We start from the raw sequence: 17435 nt of genomic DNA on the forward strand, positions 1-17435 counted from the left end.
GCCCGACCCCATCTCACCGAGGAGACCGAACCGCCATGTCCGGACTGGACCGCCACCTGCCCCACCTCAAGAACCCCCCGATCGAGTACCGCCCGGAGCTGCGCTGGTGGCTCGCCGAGGGCCTCCACACCGACGAGACCCTGCGCCGCGAGATCGACACCGCGCACCGGCTCGGCTTCGGCGGCATGGAGTTCCTCGCGATGGACGAGCAGAACATCGACCACGCCCGCTACGCCTGGGGCTCCGAGGAGTGGGTGCACGACTCCCACATCGTCGTCGAGGAACTCACCGCCCGCGACATGGCGCTGAGCTTCACGTCGGGCACGAACTGGTCGAATGCGAACCTGCCCACCATCACCCCCGACCACCCGGCCGCCGCCCAGGAACTCAACTACGTCACCGAGAAGGTCGCCGCCGAGGGGCGCCGCGGCCCGCTGCCGCGGATCGACCTGCAGGAGGACCGGTCCGACTCCCCCCTGCCGGGACACCGGGTCGCGCCCGAACTGCAGCACCTCCAGGCCGTGATCGCCGCCCCCGTCACCGAGGGCACCGGGGCACCGGTCGTCGACGTCGCGGCCGTCATCGACCTGACGGCGTCGGTGACGGACGGGGCGCTGGACTGGACCCCGCCGGACGCCCGCTCCTGGAAGCTGTTCGTGTTCTGGCGCCACGGCACCGGCCAGACCGCCGAACCGTCGGCCAGCGTCAACTACACCGTCAACTACCTCGACCGCGACGGCGTCGACGCCGTCATCGAGTACTGGCGCGACGAGGTCCTCACCGACGAACTCAAGCGCCACATCGCCGCCAACGACCGCGCCCAGATGTACATGGACTCCCTCGAGCTCAGCCTCTGGGGCGCCGGCGGCATGTTCTGGGGCAAGAGCGTCGCCGACGAGTTCCGCGCCCGCCGCGGCTACGACATCACCCCCTGGCTGCCGCTGCTCGTCCGGACCACCGTGATGATGTCGGTCAACACCGAGTACCACTACGAGGCCGACGAGGCTCACCGTCTCGACGCTGAGAAGGTGCGTCACGACTACGTCGAGACGCTCACCGACCTCTACATCGAGAACATGCTGCGCCCCTTCGCCGCGTTCCTCCACGACAACGGCATCCTGCTGCGCTCCGAGATCAGCTACGGCCTCCCCTTCGAACTGACCCGCCCCGGCCCGGAGGTCGACGGCATCGAAACCGAATCGCTCGAATTCGCCTCGCAGATCGACGCCTACCGCCTCTTGGCAGGCCCCGCCCACCTCTTCGGCAAGCAGTACTCCTCCGAGACGGGCGCCACCACCCGTAACCACATGCTCCCCCACGCCTTCTACGACCAGATCATCGCCACCCAACTCGCAGCGGGTATCACCAAGACCGTCCTCCACGGCTGGGCCAGCACCGCAGGAGCCCCCGGCACCACCTGGCCAGGCCACGAAGGCATGTGGAACATGTTCTCCGAGCGCTTCGACACCCGCCAGCCCGCCGCCGAGTTCTACCCCCTGTGGAACGACGCCATCGGCCGCTACCAGTACCTGCTGCGCCAGGGCCGCCCCCGCATCGACATCGGCATCCTCCGCACGGACCACTTCGTCGACAACATGTTCATCTTCGCCATGTTTGACGACGACGGGAACCGCATCGTCGACGAGGACTTCTACGCGACGAAGGGGATGCGTAACCGCGAGAACCAGTGGTGGCAGGACCCGGGCATGCAGGACGCCGGCTGGAGCTACGAGTTCCTCGACGGCCAACTCCTCCTGCACGAGGACGTCTCCTTCGCCGACGGCCTCGTCCAGCCCGACGGCCCCGGCTACCAGGCCCTCATCGTCTACCAGGAGGCCCTCGACGCCGACGTCGCGGCCAAGCTCCTCGCGGAGGCACGCGCCGGCCTCAGGATCCTGCTCGTCAACAACGTCCGCGAGCTCCGGTCGCACATGAACCGGCTGCAGACGGTGCACCCGGGCGCCGCACTCCGCACACCCGGCCTGGACGGACGGGACGAGGAACTGGCCGCGACCATGGCCACCCTCCGCGCACTCCCGACCGTCGCGGAGATCGACGACCCCGCCCAGACCGTCGCCGCGCTGCGCGGCCTCGGCGTCGCCGGCCGCGCCGAGTTCACCACGGACAACCCCAACGTCCTGACCTACCTCCGCGACGACGGGGACCTCACCCACCTCTACGCCTACAACTTCCTCTACGAGACCGGCGAGACCACCGAAGTCAGCTTTTCGCTGGACGGCGTCGGCGCGGCACACCGCATCGACCCGTGGACGGGCACCGTCCTCGACCACCCGGCCGAGGAGCGCGACGGACGCACTGTCGTCACGCTCACCCTGGCACCCGGCGAGACGGCGCTGCTGACGCTCGACCGGTCGCAGACACCGGCGCCGGGAGCCGCGCCCGCCGTCGAGGTGCTGGCCGAGCCGGCGTCGTGGGGCATCGTCGTCGAGGGCTGGGACGAAGGCCCCTACGAGACGATCACCGAGGACCGGGGCCTCGGCTACATCACCACCGAGGTGCGGCCGACGACGGCGATCACCAGGCACGTCGCCGGGAGCGACAGGCTGGCCCCGTGGTCCGAACTCGACGGCGTCGGCTCCGGGATCTCGGGCGTCGGCGAGTACGTGACCGAGTTCACGCTCGGGGAGATCACCACGGGGCGGTACCTGCTCAGCCTCGGCTCCACCTGCGGCGGGCTCGGCTCCGTGAGCCTCAACGACTCGGCGCCGGTCGGGTTCGACACGTCCGTCCCTGTCGTCGACGTGACCGGGCTGGTCGTCGCCGGCACGAACCGGCTGGTCGTCCGGGTCTCCAGTTCGCTGAACAACGTGCTGCTGGCGCGGGGCTACTACGACGACCTGCCCGACGTCGCGAGCCAGCTGTCGGGTATGGAGGAACTGCAGAGGACGCACGTGCGCGACTACGGCCTCGTCGGCCCGGTCCGCGTCGTGCGCGAGCTCAGCTGACCTCCCGGGGCACGCTTCCGGTCGACACCGGGAGCGTGCCCCGCGCCACGGCTGCGGACCGTTATTGAGACGTTACGAAGAACCTCTTGCGCGCCCGATGTGGATCGGTCTACAGTCTTGTGTAGATTGATCTACACCTCAGAGAGGAGGTTCAGGTGATCGGCAGAACGAACGTCACGATCGAGGACGTCGCACGCGAGGCGGGCGTCTCCAGGGCGGCGGTCTCCAAGGTGATCCGCAACGCGTACGGCGTCAGCGACGCGATGCGCGAACGGGTCCAGGCTGCGATCGACACCCTCGGCTATCGGCCGAGCGTCGCGGCCCGCGCCATGCGAGGCTCCAGCCACACGATCGGCATCGAGCTGCCCACCACTGACAACCCGTTCTTCCACAAGCTGCTCAACGCGATGAACAGCGCGCTCGCGGACACGGACTACCAGACCATCATCTCGCCGATCGTGCGCGATGAACTCGGTCTGCTCGCACTGCAGCGCCTCGTCGACCGACATGTCGACGGCATCGTCGCCGTTGCCCCACAGGTACCACTGGCCGCGCTGGAGCGGCTAGGAGCCGAGGTTCCACTGGTGCTCGTCGGGCGACACGTCGACGCGGTTCACTTCGACACGGTCGTCGACGACGATCTGGCCGGTGGGTGTCTCGTCGTCGAGCACCTCGCGGGCCTCGGGCACCGCGACATCGTCCACCTGACCATCAACTATCAGGCTCAGGCGGCCCACCCCACCTCACCCCACTCGGTGCGCGCGGAGGGGTACCTGGCCGGCATGATCGCGGCCGGGTTGGCCGACCACTCCAGGATCGTCCACACGGATGAGACGGTCGAGGGGGTCAGGCGTGCAACGCTCGCCCTCCTCGACGAACCTGCCCCTCCCACGGCGATCTTCGCCGGCCACGATCAGGTGGCTCTGGGAGTGCTCTGGGCCCGCGCTGAGCGCGGTCTCGGCCCCGACGACCTTTCGGTCGTCGGCTACGACGATACGGACATCGCGTCACATCCCTTGATGTCCCTGACGAGCGTCGACCAGTCTGCCGAAGTCATGGGAGACCGTATCGCCGCCCTACTCCTCGAACGGATCGCGGGCAGGACCACTCCCGCCCGCGCCGTCGTCGACCCCGAGCTGAGATGTCGCGCCTCCAGCGCGGCACCCAAGCCCCGGTAGTCCACCACCCCGTTTCACACGCAGTCGGCGCCACACAGTCGTGGCGCCCCCACCGCAAAGGACCTGACAAATGTTCCACGTGAAGACCCTGCGCACCCTTGCGCTGACGGCGACCGCCGTCTCCGTGCTGGCCCTCGCGGCCTGCACACCGGGAAGTCTCGGTAGCACCGACCCAACCACGAGCGGCAGCGGAAAGCCCGGGGCTGCCGCCGTCGAAATCACCGTCCTCGTCGACAACGCCGAGCAGAGCGTCAAGACTGCCCAGGCCATCATCGACGGCTTCAATGCCTCCCAGAGCGACGTCAAGGCCGTCATGGAGACCCGTCCCCAGGGCACGGACGGCGACAACATCGTCAAGACCAGGCTGGCGACCGGCGAGATGACCGACGTGTTCGTCTACAACTCGGGATCGCTGATGGCAGCCCTCGACCCGCAGAAGAACCTCGTACCCATCACAGACGAGCCGTACATGGACGTGCTTGACGAGTCGTTCAAGACCGCCGTCTCGAGCGGCGATGACATCTTCGGCGCCCCTGTCGGCCAGGCCATGGCGGGAGGAGTGCTCTACAACAAGAAGGTCTACGCCGATCTCGGCCTCGAGGTGCCCAAGACCTGGGATGCCTTCATGGCCAACAACGCGAAGATCAAGGAGGCGGGCATCGACCCCGTCATCCAGACCTACGGCGAAACCTGGACCTCGCAGCTGCTCGTGTTGGCTGACTTCCACAACGTGACCGCGGTGGACGGCGAGTGGGCGGCGAAGTTCACCGCCAACAAGGCCAAGTTCGCCGATGAGCCCGCCATCAAGGGCTTCCAGCGGCTACAGGATGTCCACGATGCCGGCTACCTCAACAAGGACTTCGCTTCCGCCAAGCTCACGCAGGGCATGCAGGCCCTCGTGGACGGCAAGGGCGCGCACTACCCGATGCTGACGTTCGCGATCTCTGCCTATGTCGAACTGGCCGACGACGCTGCAGAGAACATCGGCTTCTTCGCCCAGCCTGGTGACACCGAGGACATCTACGGTCTCACTGCCTGGACCCCTGGTGGCGCCTACATCCCCACGACGACGACCGGGGAGAAGCTCGACGCCGCCAAGAAGTTCCTCGCCTACATAGCCACGACCGAGGCATGCGACGCGCAGAGCGCTGCGATGGCGCCGACCGGCCCGTACATGGTCAAGGGATGCACCCTTCCCGACGGCCTGCCGACGGCGGTCAACGACCTCCAGGGCTACTTCGACGAAGGCAACGTGAGCCCCGCGCTCGAGTTCGTGTCCCCTGTCAAGGGCCCGAACCTGGAGAAGATCACGGTTGAGGTCGGCTCGGGCATCGCCACCGCTGCCGACGGTGCCGCCCGCTACGACGAGGACGTGAAGAAGCAGGCCCAGCAGCTCGGGCTCGAGGGCTGGTGAGTCACGGTGGGGTCGGCTTCCACGGCCGGCCCCACCTCTTCTTCCCTGCCCCTCGACCCCAAGGACCAGGCCGATGACCCACACCACCGCCAGCCGCCCCCGCAAAGCCACCCACTCCACCGCACGTCACGTCGAGCGGTCGTACCCGCTCGCCTTCTACCTGCCGGGCGGCCTCATCTACATCGTCTTGTTCGTCGTACCGACCGTCTTCTCGTTCTACTTCGCGTTCACCCGCTGGACGCTGTTCGAGTCGACGTTCGTCGGATTCGAGAACTTCGTGCAGTTCTTCTCCGAGCCCGGACTGATCGGCTCACTGCGCAACACCATCGTCTACGGCGTCATCACGTCCGGCTCCAAGGTCGTCCTCGGCATGTTCCTGGCGGTCATCCTCTCGACGCCGCTCATCGCGCGCGGATACCTGCGCTCCGTGACGTTCTTCCCCGTCCTGATCAGCTCCGTGGGCGTCGGCCTCACCTTCCAGGTGCTGCTGGATCCCTTCAACGGCGTCGTGAACAAGGCCTGGACAGCCGTGACCGGCGCCGATGGGCCGGGCTGGCTCACCAACCCCGATATCGCCCTGCTGAGCGTCGCTGGGATCGACATCTGGAAGGGTGTCGGCCTGGCGACCCTCATCTACATCGCCGGCATCGCTGCGATCCCGAGCGAGTACTTCGAGGCGGCCCGCGTCGATGGCGCGGGTGCGTGGCAGCAGTTCCGCAACATCATCCTGCCGCTGTCGTTCCCCGCCACATCGACCGTCATCCTGCTCTCGCTGATCGGCGGACTGAGGTCATTCGACCTGATCTGGACGACGACGGGCGGAGGTCCCGGCTTCGCCTCCGACGTCGTCGCCTCCGTGATCTACAAGCAGTACCAGGCCGGCTTCTACGGCCTGTCCACCGCAGGCAACGTGATCCTCTTTCTCGTGGTGACGGCGATCGTGTACCCACTGTCGCGCTGGCTCAACTCGAGGGAGACCGCACTGTGAACGCCATGCGTCCTTCCACCAGGTGGATCATCGGCATCGTCGGCATCCTGCTCACGACCGTGTTCTTCCTCGTCCCCTTCGCCTTCGTGTTCATGATGGCGGGCAAGACAGCCCCCGAGGCGGCGCGCCTCGAGTTCAGCTGGCCCACCGAGTTCGTGATGCTCGACAACATCGTCGCCGTCTTCCAGGCGCGCAACTACATGTTGATCATCGCGTTCATCAACTCGACGATCCTCACCGTGGCCAGCGTCACCCTCATGGTGATCTTCGGCTCGATGATCGCGTTCGTCCTCGACCGGCGTCGCAGCAAGCTCAACCCGTGGATCAACGGGGCTGTACTCGCTGGCCTCATCATCCCTCCCGCCGTCGTCCCCACGATCTGGGTGATGCAGTCGATGGGACTGTTCAAGACGCTGATCGGCCTCATCCTGATCGAGGTCGCCTTCGGCCTGTCGTTCACCGTCCTGACCATGCGGGCGTTCATGGCGACCATCCCCCGGGAGATCGATGAGGCCGCCATCGTCGACGGCGCTGGCCCGCTGCGGTTGTTCTTCCGGGTGATCCTCCCCTGCTGAAGCCCGTGATCGTGACGATCGTCGTGGTCCAGTCGATCATGGTTTTCAACGACTTCCAGAACCCGCTCTACTTCCTGCCGGGCGACCAGAACGCCACCGTTCAGCTGACGCTCTTCAACTTCCAGAGCCAGTTCCTCACGCAGTACAACCTGCTGTTCACCAACATCCTCGTGATCACCATCCCGATGCTGGTCATGTACCTCATCTTCCAGCGCCAGATCGTGGCCGGCATGACGTCCGGCGCCGTCAAGGGCTGACCTCCTCCCTTCCCGGTTCCCCTCACCAGAAAGGCTCTCTCACCATGAGCACCCCCACCGTCGGTTCGCCGCGCCTCGAGTACGGCACCGACACCTCACCAGTGCCCGCCCCACGGGTCTCCTGGATCACCACCGCAGCCCCGGACGGCTGGCTGCAGTCCGGCGCAGAGCTCCGCCTGGCCACCACCGACGGCGAGCAGACCGCCACCGTCGACGGCGGCGCGAGCGTGCTGGTGGAGTGGCCGTTCACGCCGCTGACCGCACGTCAGCGTGGCGACCTCAGCGTGCGGGTCCGCGGCGAGGGTGGCGACTGGTCCGAGTGGAGCGAGCCGGTCTCGTTCTCGGCGACGTTCCTGGATGACGGCGAGTGGACCGCCCAGTTCGTCGGCCTGGCGGACCCGGCGGAGCGCGCCACGCCCTACCTGCTGCGCCACGAGTTCGAGGTGCGGCCCGGCCTGGAACGGGCTACCTGGTACGCCACGGCGCTGGGCGTCTACGAGGCCGGCATCAACGGCACAACGGTCGACGACCAGTTCCTGAAGCCGGGCTGGACGCCGTACCAGTACCGGCTGGTCCACGAGACCACCGACGTGACGGGCCTCGTCAACGAGGGTTCCAACGCCATCGGCGTCTCCGTGACGGGCGGTTGGTACACGGAGAACTTCGGCTTCCGCGACGGCGCCCGCCCCGTCTACGGACCGCAGCCGTCCTTCGCCGGTCAGCTGCTGCTCGAGTACGCCGACGGCAGCAGCGAGTGGATCGTCACCGGTTCCGACTGGCGCATCAGCGACCGGTCGCCCGTCATCCGCGCAGGCATCTACCTGGGCGAGGACTATGACGCCCGCCGGATCCAGGATGGCTGGGACCGCCCCGGCTTCGACGCGTCAGGCTGGGCCGACGCCGCCGTCATGGATGCTGGCCCGGTTCCCGGCCCGCGCACCGGCCCCGTCGTCCGCGTGACAGAGACGCTCTCCCCCGTCGAGGTGATCACCACACCGTCAGGAAAGACGATCCTGGACTTCGGACAGAACCTCGTCGGCCGGCTGCGGATCCGCGTCTCCGGCCCCGCCGGTCACGAGGTCACGCTCCGTCACGCGGAGGTGCTGGAGGACGGCGAGCTGGGCATCCGGCCGCTCCGTGCCGCCAGGGCCATGGACGTGTTCACGCTGGCCGGCGCCGGCGTCGAGGAGTACGCCCCCACGTTCACCTTCCATGGCTTCCGCTACGCCCAGATCGACGGCTGGCCGGGCGCACTCGACCCGGCCGCCATCGTCGCCGAGGTCATCGGCTCCGACCTGCGCCGCACCGGCTGGTTCGAGAGCTCCGATCCGATGGTCAACCGACTGCACGAGAACGTCGTGTGGGGCATGCGCGGGAACTTCCTGTACCTGCCGACCGACTGCCCGCAGCGTGACGAGCGCCTCGGCTGGACCGGCGACATCCAGGTCTTCGCCCCGACGGCGTCGTTCCTGTTCGACACCAACGGGTTCCTCGCGTCCTGGCTGCAGGACCTCGCCCTCGAGCAGGAGGCCGCCGGCGGGGTGCCGTTCATCGTGCCCGACGTCCTCGACTCCGCCCACACCCCCGCCGCCGCCTGGGGCGACGCCGCCACCCTCGTGCCGGAGACGCTCTATCAGCGCTTCGCCGACCGTGGCCTCGTGGCGACGCAGTACCCGTCCATGAAGGCCTGGGTCGATCAGCTCCTCGAGCTGGCTGGCGAGCGTCACCTGTGGGAGGGCATGTTCCAGTTCGGCGACTGGGTCGACCCGGACGCCCCGCCGGAGGATCCGGCCAAGGCGAAGACGGACAAGGATCTAGTCGCTTCGGCCTACCTGTTCCGTTCGTCCGTGGCCCTGGCCGATGCGGCCCGCCTGCTCGGATACGAGGAGGATGCCGAGTTCTACACGGACAGGGCCGAGGAGGTCCGCGCCGCCTGGCTGCGCGAGTACGCGACCCCTGCGGGCCGCCTGGTCTCCGACGCCCAGACGGCGTACGCCCTGGCCATCTGCTTCGGCATCGTCTCGGGCGACATGGCGCAGACGATGGGCGACCGGCTCGCCTGGCTGACGCGACGCGACGGCTACCGGATCGGCACCGGCTTCGTCGGTACCCCGCTGGTCAACGACGCCCTGAGCTCCACCGGACACGTGCTCGCAGCGACGCGCATGCTGCTGCAGACCGAGTGCCCCTCGTGGCTGTACTCCGTCTCGATGGGGGCCACCACCATCTGGGAACGCTGGGACTCGCTGTTGCCCGACGGCTCCATCAACCCTGGCGAGATGACGTCGTTCAACCACTACGCGCTCGGCGCGGTGGCCGACTGGCTGCACCGTGTCGTGGCGGGCATGGCCCCGGATGAGCCCGGCTACCGTCGGATCAGGATCGCGCCGACCCCGCTGCCCGGCCTGACCCACGCCTCGGCCGCCTTCGACAGCGCCTACGGCAGGATCACCTCCGGCTGGGAGCGCACCGACGAGGGCATCGTCGTCACGGCAACCGTGCCGCCGAACGCGACCGCGGTCGTCGTCCTCCCCGACGGAGCCCGTCACGAGGTCGGCTCGGGTCAGCACCGTTGGGTGGTCGCCTCACAGCCCGAGGCCCCCACGACCGACCTGACACCTGACACGAGCCTGGCTGCGATCCAGGACGATCCGGGGGCGTACGCGTCGCTGATGTCGGCCATGCGGGACCTCGACCCAGAGATGGCAGCCGAGTTCTCGCTGCGGACTGCCTGGCTGCCGACGCAGACGCTCGGCAACTCCATGGGCTTCTTGTCTCCGGTCTTCCGCGACGGCGTGTTCAAGGCCCTCGAGGCGGCCAAGAGCCAGCGGTGATAGCCAGTTCCAGGGCATGACATGAGGCCGGCGGGGGCAGATCGTTCTGTCCCCGCCGGCCTCCCCGCTTCTCCACGAGGATCGCCTCGTTCAGGTTCCGCCTGAGGGCACACCCACTTCCACCTACCATCACTCCATGACGCCCCGGCTGCTCGTCACCCTTGCCCTGATCCCCCTCTTCGCGCTGGCCTCCTGCGCTGTGCCGTCTCCGCCGCCCACACCGTCGCCCGAGGCGACCGTCGGCGTCACGACGGCTGACCCCACTCCAGTGGACACGGCCCAGGATCCGGAGCAGTGGACGCTGTCCCTCGACGGCATCGGGCCCATCCGACTGGCCGAGACCGTGCCCGTCGACCTCCAGGCCATGTTCACCGACGGCTGGGAGTGCTTCGGACCTCTCCTCCATCACCCCGACCACGGTGACATCGAGATCTGGACCGATGAGGGAACCAGCGACGCCACCGTCACCGCGATCGTCCTCTCCGACGACAGCACCGCGACATCCGAGGGGATCCGTGTCGGCATGGCGCTCGCCGAGGTCGAGGGTGCCTACCCGGAGCTCACCCGGTCGGCCGAGGCGGACCAGAGCGACACCTTCCGGATCTACACGGTGGACGGCGGCCCCATCAGCCTCTACTTCGAGGTCGTGAACGGGGTGGTGGCGGCGATCAGCCTCCAGCCCTCAGCTGCGTTCTGGCCCGCCAGCGACCGGAGCTGCGGCGGCCCCTAGCCCAGCGGGGTGCGGCGGGCCCGGTCGCAGGCGCGCCTAGTTGACCGACAGCCAGGCGAGATCCGTCAGGTCCGGCCGCACCGACAGATGACACAGCAGCCTGGCCTCCGCCGCCTGCGCATAGGCCGCGGCCCGCAGCCCCCGCTCCGACTCACCGAGCCCCGCCGCCCACAGCCTGGCGACGGCGACGTCACGCCCCGTCTCCCGCGGCGAGTCGGTGTGAATCCGGCCGTACCGCAGCGCGGCGACGGCGTCGAGACCGACACGGTCGAAGTCACCGACCGGCCAGCGTCCCATCGCCTCCTCGGCTGAGATCAGGCCGTGCAGCGCCAGCAGCAGGACATCGTCCGCCGTCGGGCGCTCCAGCACGCGGGTGGCCATCGTCATCGCGACGTCCCACAGCGGCAGATCCAGGTTGACGGCCAGCGCGGCGGCGCACGCCGTCCACGCCGACGGCGACTCCTCCGCCTCGGCCAGCAGCCAGTCGATCCGGTCGACGATGTCGTCGCGGATCTCCCCCTCAAGGAGGTGCCGGACGGCGACGTAGCACCAGGTGTCGCTGCTGCCCCGCAGCGCGGTGGCCCGCCCGCGCAGGGTGGACAGGTCCTCGTAGGCCCCGACCTCCACCAGCGTGGCACCGCCGATCCCCCAGAGCTGGAGCTGCGTCAGGCCCGGCTCGGGGTCGAGGACGAACTCGCCGTCGGACTCAGCGAGACGCGTCGCGTCCGGGAAGGTGACCATGCCGTCGGGCGCCGAGAACTCGACGGTCTCCCCCACCGGCACATAGCGGGCCAGCGGCAGGTCCGTGTGCTCGGCGGGAACGTCGAGCAGGTCGCCGGAGAAGGTCTCGTATGTCCAGGCGGCGGTGACCAGTTGCCGGGGGGCGACGGTGACGACCTCGCCCAGGGGGTACACCTCGCCGGGCGCGGATCCGGGAACGCACAGCCCGCGGCGCTGCGCCAGCAGTCCCGGCCCATCCGGCCCGGGCAGCACGAGTTCGCCGGAAGCCCCCGCGATCCAGCCGATGACCGGGCGTTCCCCGGCCGCCGACAGGACGGGGCCGTCGACCTCGATGACGTCGCCCACCTCGTTCTCCAGCGCCACGTCCAGCCGCATGCGGACACCGGAGGTGACCCGGACCGTCCCCACCACACCGGCGACGTTCTCCACCGTGATGCCGACACCGTCAGCCAGGGCGTGCGGAGTCAGCCAGCCTTCACCGAAGGTCACAGCCAGCGCACGCAGCCGGCCCGTGCCGGTCAGGACGCAGCCGTCGGAGGTGACGGCGAACTCGAACGTCTCGCTCTGGGCGGACGTGATCTCGACGCTCACCAGCCCTCGTCCACAATCTCCTGGCGGTGTGCCTCGGGCACGACAGCCTGGACGACGGACCCGTCGGTGCGGCGGACGCCGACGACGGGGTGGCTGCCCTCGAGGGACGGCAGCTGGTCGCCCTGGTGCGCCAACGGCACCCGGAGCGGTTCGCCCGGGTTCACCGTCACAGACGTGCCGCGCACGCTGAGCTCGACCGGGCCTCCCTCGTCGACCTCGAACGAGATCGAGTCGGCCACGAGGTGGACCCGCAGCCGGGAGCCCCTGATCCGGAGCGGGAACCGCATGCCCGGCCAGTCGGCGGGCAGCCGCGGATCGAACGTGACGCGGCCGTGGTGGTCGCGCAGGCCGGCGAACCCGTAGATGAGGGCGTTCCAGACGCCCCCCGTCGACGCGATGTGGACACCGTCGCGGGCGTTGGAATGCAGGTCGGCCAGGTCGACGTACAGCCCGTTCAGGAAGTAGTCCATGGCCATGTCCTGGTAGCCGACCTCTGCGGCCATCACCGACTGGACCACGCCCGAGAGCGTCGAGTCCCCCGTGGTGATCGGGTCGTAGTACTCGAAGTCGGCCTTCTTCTCCTCGGCGGTGAACTGGTCACCCTGCAGGAACAGCGCCAGCACGACGTCGGCCTGCTTCAACACCTGGAACCGGTAGATGACCAGCGGATGGTAGTTGAGCAGCAGCGGCCGCTTGTCGTCGGGCGTGTTCGCCAGATCCCACAGCTCCGAGCTGAGGAACTTCTCGTCCTGCGGATGGATCCCGAACGTCTCGTCGAAGAGGATCACCATGTGGTCGGCGCACCGTTGCCACTCGAAGACCTCCTCGGGCGTGACGCCGAGCGCCGAGACGAGCCGCTGATGGGCGGCCGGGTCGGCCTCCTCCATCTCCTCGAGCAGGGCGACGGCGGACGCCAGGTTCGCCTTGGCCATCACATTGGTGAACAGGTTGTTGTTCACCACCGCCGTGTACTCGTCGGGCCCCGTGACGCCATGGATGTGGAACCTGGCGGTGCCGTCACCCTCCGCGCGCCAGAAGCCGAGATCCGCCCAGAGCCGCGCCGTCTCCACCAGGACGGCGGCGCCGTCGCGGTACATGAACTCGGTGTCGCCGGTCAGGTCCCGGTACTTCTTGAAGGCGAACGCCACGTCGGCGTCGATGTGGAACTGCGCGGTGCCTGCCGCGTAGTACGCGGAGGCCTCCTCACCGTTGATGGTCCGCCACGGGAACAGTGCCCCGCGCTGCGACAGGACGGTGGCCCGTTCGCGGGCGTACGGGAGCAGGTTGACGCGGAACCGCAGCGCGTTGCGGGCGACGTTGGGCGACGTGTAGATGAGGAACGGCACGAGGTACACCTCGGTGTCCCAGAAGTAGTGCCCCTCGTAGCCGGAGCCGGTCACGCCCTTGGCCGCGATCCCCTGCTGGTCGCTCCGCGCGGTGGCCTGGGCCAGCTGGAACAGACACCACCGAACGGCCTGCTGGATCTCGGGATGCCCCTCGATCTCCACGTCTGAGTTGCTCCAGAACTCGTCGAGCCACTGCCGCTGCTGCTCGTAGAAGTACTCGAAGCCCTTGTCACGGACCCGGTCGAGCGTCCGTCGGCACCGGTCGGCGAGCTCATTGCAGGGCACGGCCCGCGACGAGTGGTAGGCGACCGACTTGCGGACGGTGATCGGCACGCCCTGCTGCCCGTCGATGCGGAACACCTGCTTGCCGAGGTCGTCCTCGGTGGAGGTCAGTGTCTCGACGAGCGACTCGGTGTCGATGAAGTGGTCCGCGCCGACGCCGAGCGTCATGCCGGAGCGCGCCACCTGGAAGCCCAACAGCATCCGCTGGGCCGAATGCCAGCTGACCTTCGGCAGGAGGACACGCTCGTTGAACCTGGCCGAGCGGCGGGGATCCCACGTCTCGGCGCCGCTGTCGGGCCGCTGGTAGTCGGAGTACCCGTCCTGCCGGTTGACGATCTGCGAGCTGATCACGACGGGGGCGTCGCCGTCGAGGAGGGTGACCTCGAGCTCCATGAGGGCGAGGTGCCGGTCGGTGAACGAGACCATCCGCGAACTGGTGACCTTGACCCGCTTGCCGGCCGGCGTGCGCCAGATGACCGTGCGGTGGAGACGGCCGTCGCGGAAGTCGAGGGACCGCTCGTAGCTGGCGAGGTCGCTGATGGAGACGTTGAGCGGCTCGTCGTCGACGTACAGCTTCATCAGCTTCGAGTCGGGCACGTTGACAATGGTCTGGCCCGTGTGCGCGAAGCCGAAGGCTTCCTCGGCGTGCTTGATGGGCCAGGTCTCGTGGAAACCGTTGATGAAGGTCCCGTGTGCGTAGGAGTCGCGACCCTCCTCCGGGTTGCCACGCATCCCGAGGTAGCCGTTGCCGACGGCGAAGAGGGTCTCGGTGGTGCCGACATCGTCGGCACGCTGCTCGGTCTCGACGAGCCGCCACTCGTCGACGGGGTACCGGGAACGGTCGAGCGGGTCGCCGGTGAGGTCCCGGATCACGGCGCGACCAGCTCTTCGAGATCCCCCACGACGAGTTCGGCGCCAGCGCCGCGCAGTTCGTCTGCGCCGACGCCACGGTCGACGCCGATGACCAGCCCGAAACCGCCCGCGGCGCCCGCCGCGACACCGGACAGCGCGTCCTCGATCACGACCGACTCGCCGGGGGTCGTCTGCAGCAGCTCGGCTGCGCGGATGAACGTGTCGGGCGCGGGCTTGCCGGGCAGCCCTCGGCGACGGCGACGTTGCCGTCGACGATCACCGGGAAGTACTGGTCGAGCCGGGCCGCGCGCAGCACGGCCGGCGCGTTCTTGGACGACGACACGACGGCGAGCTTGGTGCCGGCGGCCGCGAGCTGTTCGATCAGCCGCACCGAGCCGGGGTAGCCGACGACGCCGTCACGCTCGAGTGTCTCGTTGAAGGCGTCGTTCTTGCGGTTGCCGAGCCCGCACACGGTCTCGAGCGCCGGATCGTCGTCGGGGGTGCCTTCGGGCAGCACGATGCCGCGGGACGCGAGGAAGTCGCGCACACCGTCGAAGCGGGGTTTGCCGTCGACGTAGCGGAAGTAGTCGTCCGCGACGTACGGCTGCTGGCCGGGGACGCCGGCGAGGTAGGCGTTGAACATGTCTGCCCAGGCGACCATGTGGACGTCGGCTGTGGGGGTGATGACCCCGTCGAGGTCGAACAGGACGGCGGCGAATCGGTTCACGAGCATTGCCTCAGCCTAGCGGCCGGGCGTCGCCTTCCTCCTCCGCTGGCAACGCGGGCACCAGTACAGGTTGCGGCCCTCCAGGGTGGCGGTGCGGACCTCCGTGCCACACACGAGGCACGGCTGTCCGGCACGACGGTAGACGTAGACCTCGCCTCCGTGACGGTCCACGCGTGGGTCCCGGCCCTGCGCCTCGGGCCCATGCTCGTCGCGGACGGTGTCGATGCGTCCGTGCTCCACCGCGTAGTGCATGAGCCCGACCAGGTCGTCCCACACAATCCGCCAGGTGCGTTCGTCGACATCGCGGCCGGGGACCGTCGGGTCGAGCCGGTGCCGGTAGAGGACCTCGGCCCGGAAGATGTTGCCGACGCCGGCGGCGATCCGCTGGTCCATGAGCAGAGCACCGAGCGACTTCCCGGAGCGGCGGAGCCGGGCGTACCCCTTGGCCGGGTCGGCGTCGTCTCGCAGCGGATCGGGGCCGCTGGTGTCGATGACGGCCTGCTTCTCGTCGGGGGTCAGGATGCGGCACCACTGCGGACCGCGCAGGTCGGCCGTGGTGACGCCGTCGGTGACGCGCATCCGCACCTCGCCCCAGGGCGCGGCGTACGGCTCGAACCGCAGCTTGCCGATGAGGCCAAGGTGGATGTGGACGACGTCGTCGGTGGCGAAGTCGATGAAGAGGTGCTTGCCGACCGCCTCGCCGCGGTCGAGGACGGCGCCGTCGATTCGACCGGGATCGAAACGTCCCTGCGGCGAGGTGACGGTGACGGCGCGGCCGCCGAACGTGGTGGTGAACTCGTCGGCCAGGCGGTGGATGACGTGACCCTCAGGCATGTCGGCCACTGTACCCACGGCCCTGCCAGGTCGGGGAAGGGCGTGGGTAGCATGGCCACATGTCAGAGCAACAGCCCCGCGAGTTCGGACGGGACGGCGTCTCCGGGCTCGTCGACCGCAACCGGGCCCTGCGCGCCAAGCTGCTGCCGCGGCGCTCCGCGGCGGGTGGGGATCAGTCCGCCGAGCGACGCAACGCCGCGCCGATCACGACCGGGACCACCATCCCCACCGCCACCCACATCGGCCAGAAGTAGAGCAGTTCGCGCGCGGAGATGCTGGCCAGCAGCCAGATCACCACGTTGAGGGCCACCACCGTTCCCGCGATCAGGAACAGGATCGACGCGGCCAGCCGGCGGCCGTTGCCCGCGCTCCTGCCCATCCCGGCCGGCACCACCATGAGGTCCCCGACCAGCGACATCACCTCGCCGACGGTGCGGATCTCCATCGCCTTGTCCAGCCGCTCGTTGTACTCGACGGTGTCGAGCTTCCCGACGGCGTAGGCGTCGCCGAGCAGGTCCGCGACCAGGTCACGGTCGGCGTGGCCGACCCGCACGTCGGCGTTGCGGGGGCGGCGCGGATCCGCAGTGAACCTCTCCCACGAGGGTTCCGACGGCTGGGGCACCGGAAGCTGTCCGGACATCGTTTCTCCTGTCCCGGGCGCGGCGTCAGCCGCGGCGGCTCTCGTACGTGTTGATCATCGCGATGCGGCGCACGTGGCGCTCCCCCTGCGAGAAGGGCGTGTCGAGGAAGGCCCGCACGATGGCGTAGCCCTCCTCCAGCGGCTGCATCCGGCCGCCGAGCGCGACGACGTTGGCATCGTTGTGTTCACGGGCCAGCCGGGCCAGCTCGACGGAGGCCGCCAGGGCTGCCCGCACGCCGGGCACCTTGTTCGCGGCGATCTGCTCGCCGTTGCCCGATCCGCCCAGCACGATCCCGAGCGACCCAGGCTCGGCGACGACGGCCTCCGCGCAGGCGAGGATGAACGGCGGGTAGTCGTCGTCGGGATCCAGCGTCGCCGCGCCGTGGTCGACGACGTCGACGCCGTCGGCCAGGAGCCGCTGGACCAGGTATTCCTTGAGCTCGAAGGCGGCGTGATCGGTGGCGATGTGGACACGCATGG

13 protein-coding genes and 1 pseudogene are annotated in these 17435 nt (G+C 68.9%); 8 read left to right on the plus strand and 6 right to left on the minus strand.

Translation table 11 applies throughout. The features are described 5' to 3' along the window. Positions 1 to 35: 35 nt before the first annotated feature. The 8 genes from H9L22_RS07925 to H9L22_RS07955 all read left to right on the plus strand — a co-directional run bounded on the left by H9L22_RS07925 (position 36) and on the right by H9L22_RS07955 (position 10942). Positions 36 to 2966 (plus strand): glycosyl hydrolase, encoded by a 2931-nt coding sequence (locus tag H9L22_RS07925; protein WP_187722275.1) that lies wholly within the window; start codon positions 36 to 38, stop codon positions 2964 to 2966. A 155-nt stretch (positions 2967 to 3121) separates the two neighbouring features. After that, entirely contained in the window at positions 3122 to 4144 is a 1023-nt protein-coding gene (locus H9L22_RS07930; RefSeq protein ID WP_187722276.1) for a LacI family DNA-binding transcriptional regulator, read from the plus strand. 70 nt (positions 4145 to 4214) lie between these two features. Beyond that, on the plus strand, positions 4215 to 5558 hold the full coding sequence (locus H9L22_RS07935; protein WP_187722277.1) for an ABC transporter substrate-binding protein: 1344 nt from the start codon (positions 4215 to 4217) through the stop codon (positions 5556 to 5558). Between the two features lie 73 nt (positions 5559 to 5631). Next, positions 5632 to 6546, plus strand: coding sequence for a carbohydrate ABC transporter permease (locus H9L22_RS07940; RefSeq protein ID WP_187722278.1), 915 nt, complete (start codon positions 5632 to 5634; stop codon positions 6544 to 6546). A 5-nt stretch (positions 6547 to 6551) separates the two neighbouring features. After that, positions 6552 to 7121: a carbohydrate ABC transporter permease gene (locus H9L22_RS07945; RefSeq protein ID WP_226966212.1), complete on the plus strand. Its 570-nt coding sequence runs from the start codon at positions 6552 to 6554 to the stop codon at positions 7119 to 7121. Between the two features lie 11 nt (positions 7122 to 7132). Next, the gene (locus tag H9L22_RS18785) at positions 7133 to 7378 is read left to right on the plus strand and encodes an ABC transporter permease family protein (RefSeq protein WP_226966213.1); all 246 of its coding nucleotides are present in this window, start codon (positions 7133 to 7135) and stop codon (positions 7376 to 7378) included. A gap of 44 nt (positions 7379 to 7422) precedes the next feature. Continuing rightward, positions 7423 to 10212: a family 78 glycoside hydrolase catalytic domain gene (locus H9L22_RS07950; protein WP_187722279.1), complete on the plus strand. Its 2790-nt coding sequence runs from the start codon at positions 7423 to 7425 to the stop codon at positions 10210 to 10212. A 136-nt stretch (positions 10213 to 10348) separates the two neighbouring features. After that, positions 10349 to 10942, plus strand: coding sequence for a hypothetical protein (locus H9L22_RS07955; protein ID WP_187722280.1), 594 nt, complete (start codon positions 10349 to 10351; stop codon positions 10940 to 10942). A 36-nt stretch (positions 10943 to 10978) separates the two neighbouring features. Here H9L22_RS07955 and H9L22_RS07960 read toward each other — a convergent pair whose 3' ends face one another. The 6 genes and pseudogenes from H9L22_RS07960 to H9L22_RS07985 form a co-directional block, all read right to left on the minus strand. Continuing rightward, on the minus strand, positions 10979 to 12274 hold the full coding sequence (locus H9L22_RS07960; protein WP_187722281.1) for a hypothetical protein: 1296 nt from the start codon (positions 12272 to 12274) through the stop codon (positions 10979 to 10981). Continuing rightward, positions 12271 to 14772, minus strand: coding sequence for a glycoside hydrolase family 65 protein (locus H9L22_RS07965; RefSeq protein ID WP_187722621.1), 2502 nt, complete (start codon positions 14770 to 14772; stop codon positions 12271 to 12273). The genes H9L22_RS07960 and H9L22_RS07965 overlap by 4 nt, the downstream gene beginning before the upstream one ends. After that, positions 14772 to 15487 (minus strand): annotated as a pseudogene (locus H9L22_RS07970) (beta-phosphoglucomutase family hydrolase). The gene H9L22_RS07965 and the pseudogene H9L22_RS07970 overlap by 1 nt, the downstream one beginning before the upstream one ends. Positions 15488 to 15496: 9 nt before the next feature. Next, positions 15497 to 16315, minus strand: coding sequence for an Fpg/Nei family DNA glycosylase (locus H9L22_RS07975; protein ID WP_187722282.1), 819 nt, complete (start codon positions 16313 to 16315; stop codon positions 15497 to 15499). Positions 16316 to 16487: 172 nt separating this feature from the next. After that, positions 16488 to 16955, minus strand: a complete 468-nt coding sequence (locus H9L22_RS07980) for a DUF1707 SHOCT-like domain-containing protein (RefSeq protein ID WP_187722283.1) — start codon at positions 16953 to 16955, stop codon at positions 16488 to 16490. A 25-nt stretch (positions 16956 to 16980) separates the two neighbouring features. Beyond that, a complete protein-coding gene (locus H9L22_RS07985) occupies positions 16981 to 17433 on the minus strand; it encodes a ribose-5-phosphate isomerase (protein ID WP_187722622.1) in 453 nt (150 codons plus the stop codon). Positions 17434 to 17435 lie beyond the last annotated feature (2 nt).

Source organism: Tessaracoccus defluvii (assembly GCF_014489575.1).
Taxonomy (GTDB): Bacteria; Actinomycetota; Actinomycetes; order Propionibacteriales; family Propionibacteriaceae; genus Arachnia; species Arachnia defluvii.

What these genes read in the sequence shown, in the direction of transcription:
- H9L22_RS07925 (WP_187722275.1), top strand. Translation starts at nt 36, where the DNA reads ATGTCCGGACTGGACCGCCACCTGCCCCACCTCAAGAACCCCCCGATC.
- H9L22_RS07935 (WP_187722277.1), top strand. Translation starts at nt 4,215, where the DNA reads ATGTTCCACGTGAAGACCCTGCGCACCCTTGCGCTGACGGCGACCGCC.
- H9L22_RS07940 (WP_187722278.1), top strand. Translation starts at nt 5,632, where the DNA reads ATGACCCACACCACCGCCAGCCGCCCCCGCAAAGCCACCCACTCCACC.
- H9L22_RS07945 (WP_226966212.1), top strand. Translation starts at nt 6,552, where the DNA reads ATGCGTCCTTCCACCAGGTGGATCATCGGCATCGTCGGCATCCTGCTC.
- H9L22_RS07950 (WP_187722279.1), top strand. Translation starts at nt 7,423, where the DNA reads ATGAGCACCCCCACCGTCGGTTCGCCGCGCCTCGAGTACGGCACCGAC.
- H9L22_RS07955 (WP_187722280.1), top strand. Translation starts at nt 10,349, where the DNA reads ATGACGCCCCGGCTGCTCGTCACCCTTGCCCTGATCCCCCTCTTCGCG.
- H9L22_RS07975 (WP_187722282.1), bottom strand. Translation starts at nt 16,315, where the DNA reads ATGCCTGAGGGTCACGTCATCCACCGCCTGGCCGACGAGTTCACCACC.
- H9L22_RS07980 (WP_187722283.1), bottom strand. Translation starts at nt 16,955, where the DNA reads ATGTCCGGACAGCTTCCGGTGCCCCAGCCGTCGGAACCCTCGTGGGAG.
- H9L22_RS07985 (WP_187722622.1), bottom strand. Translation starts at nt 17,433, where the DNA reads ATGCGTGTCCACATCGCCACCGATCACGCCGCCTTCGAGCTCAAGGAA.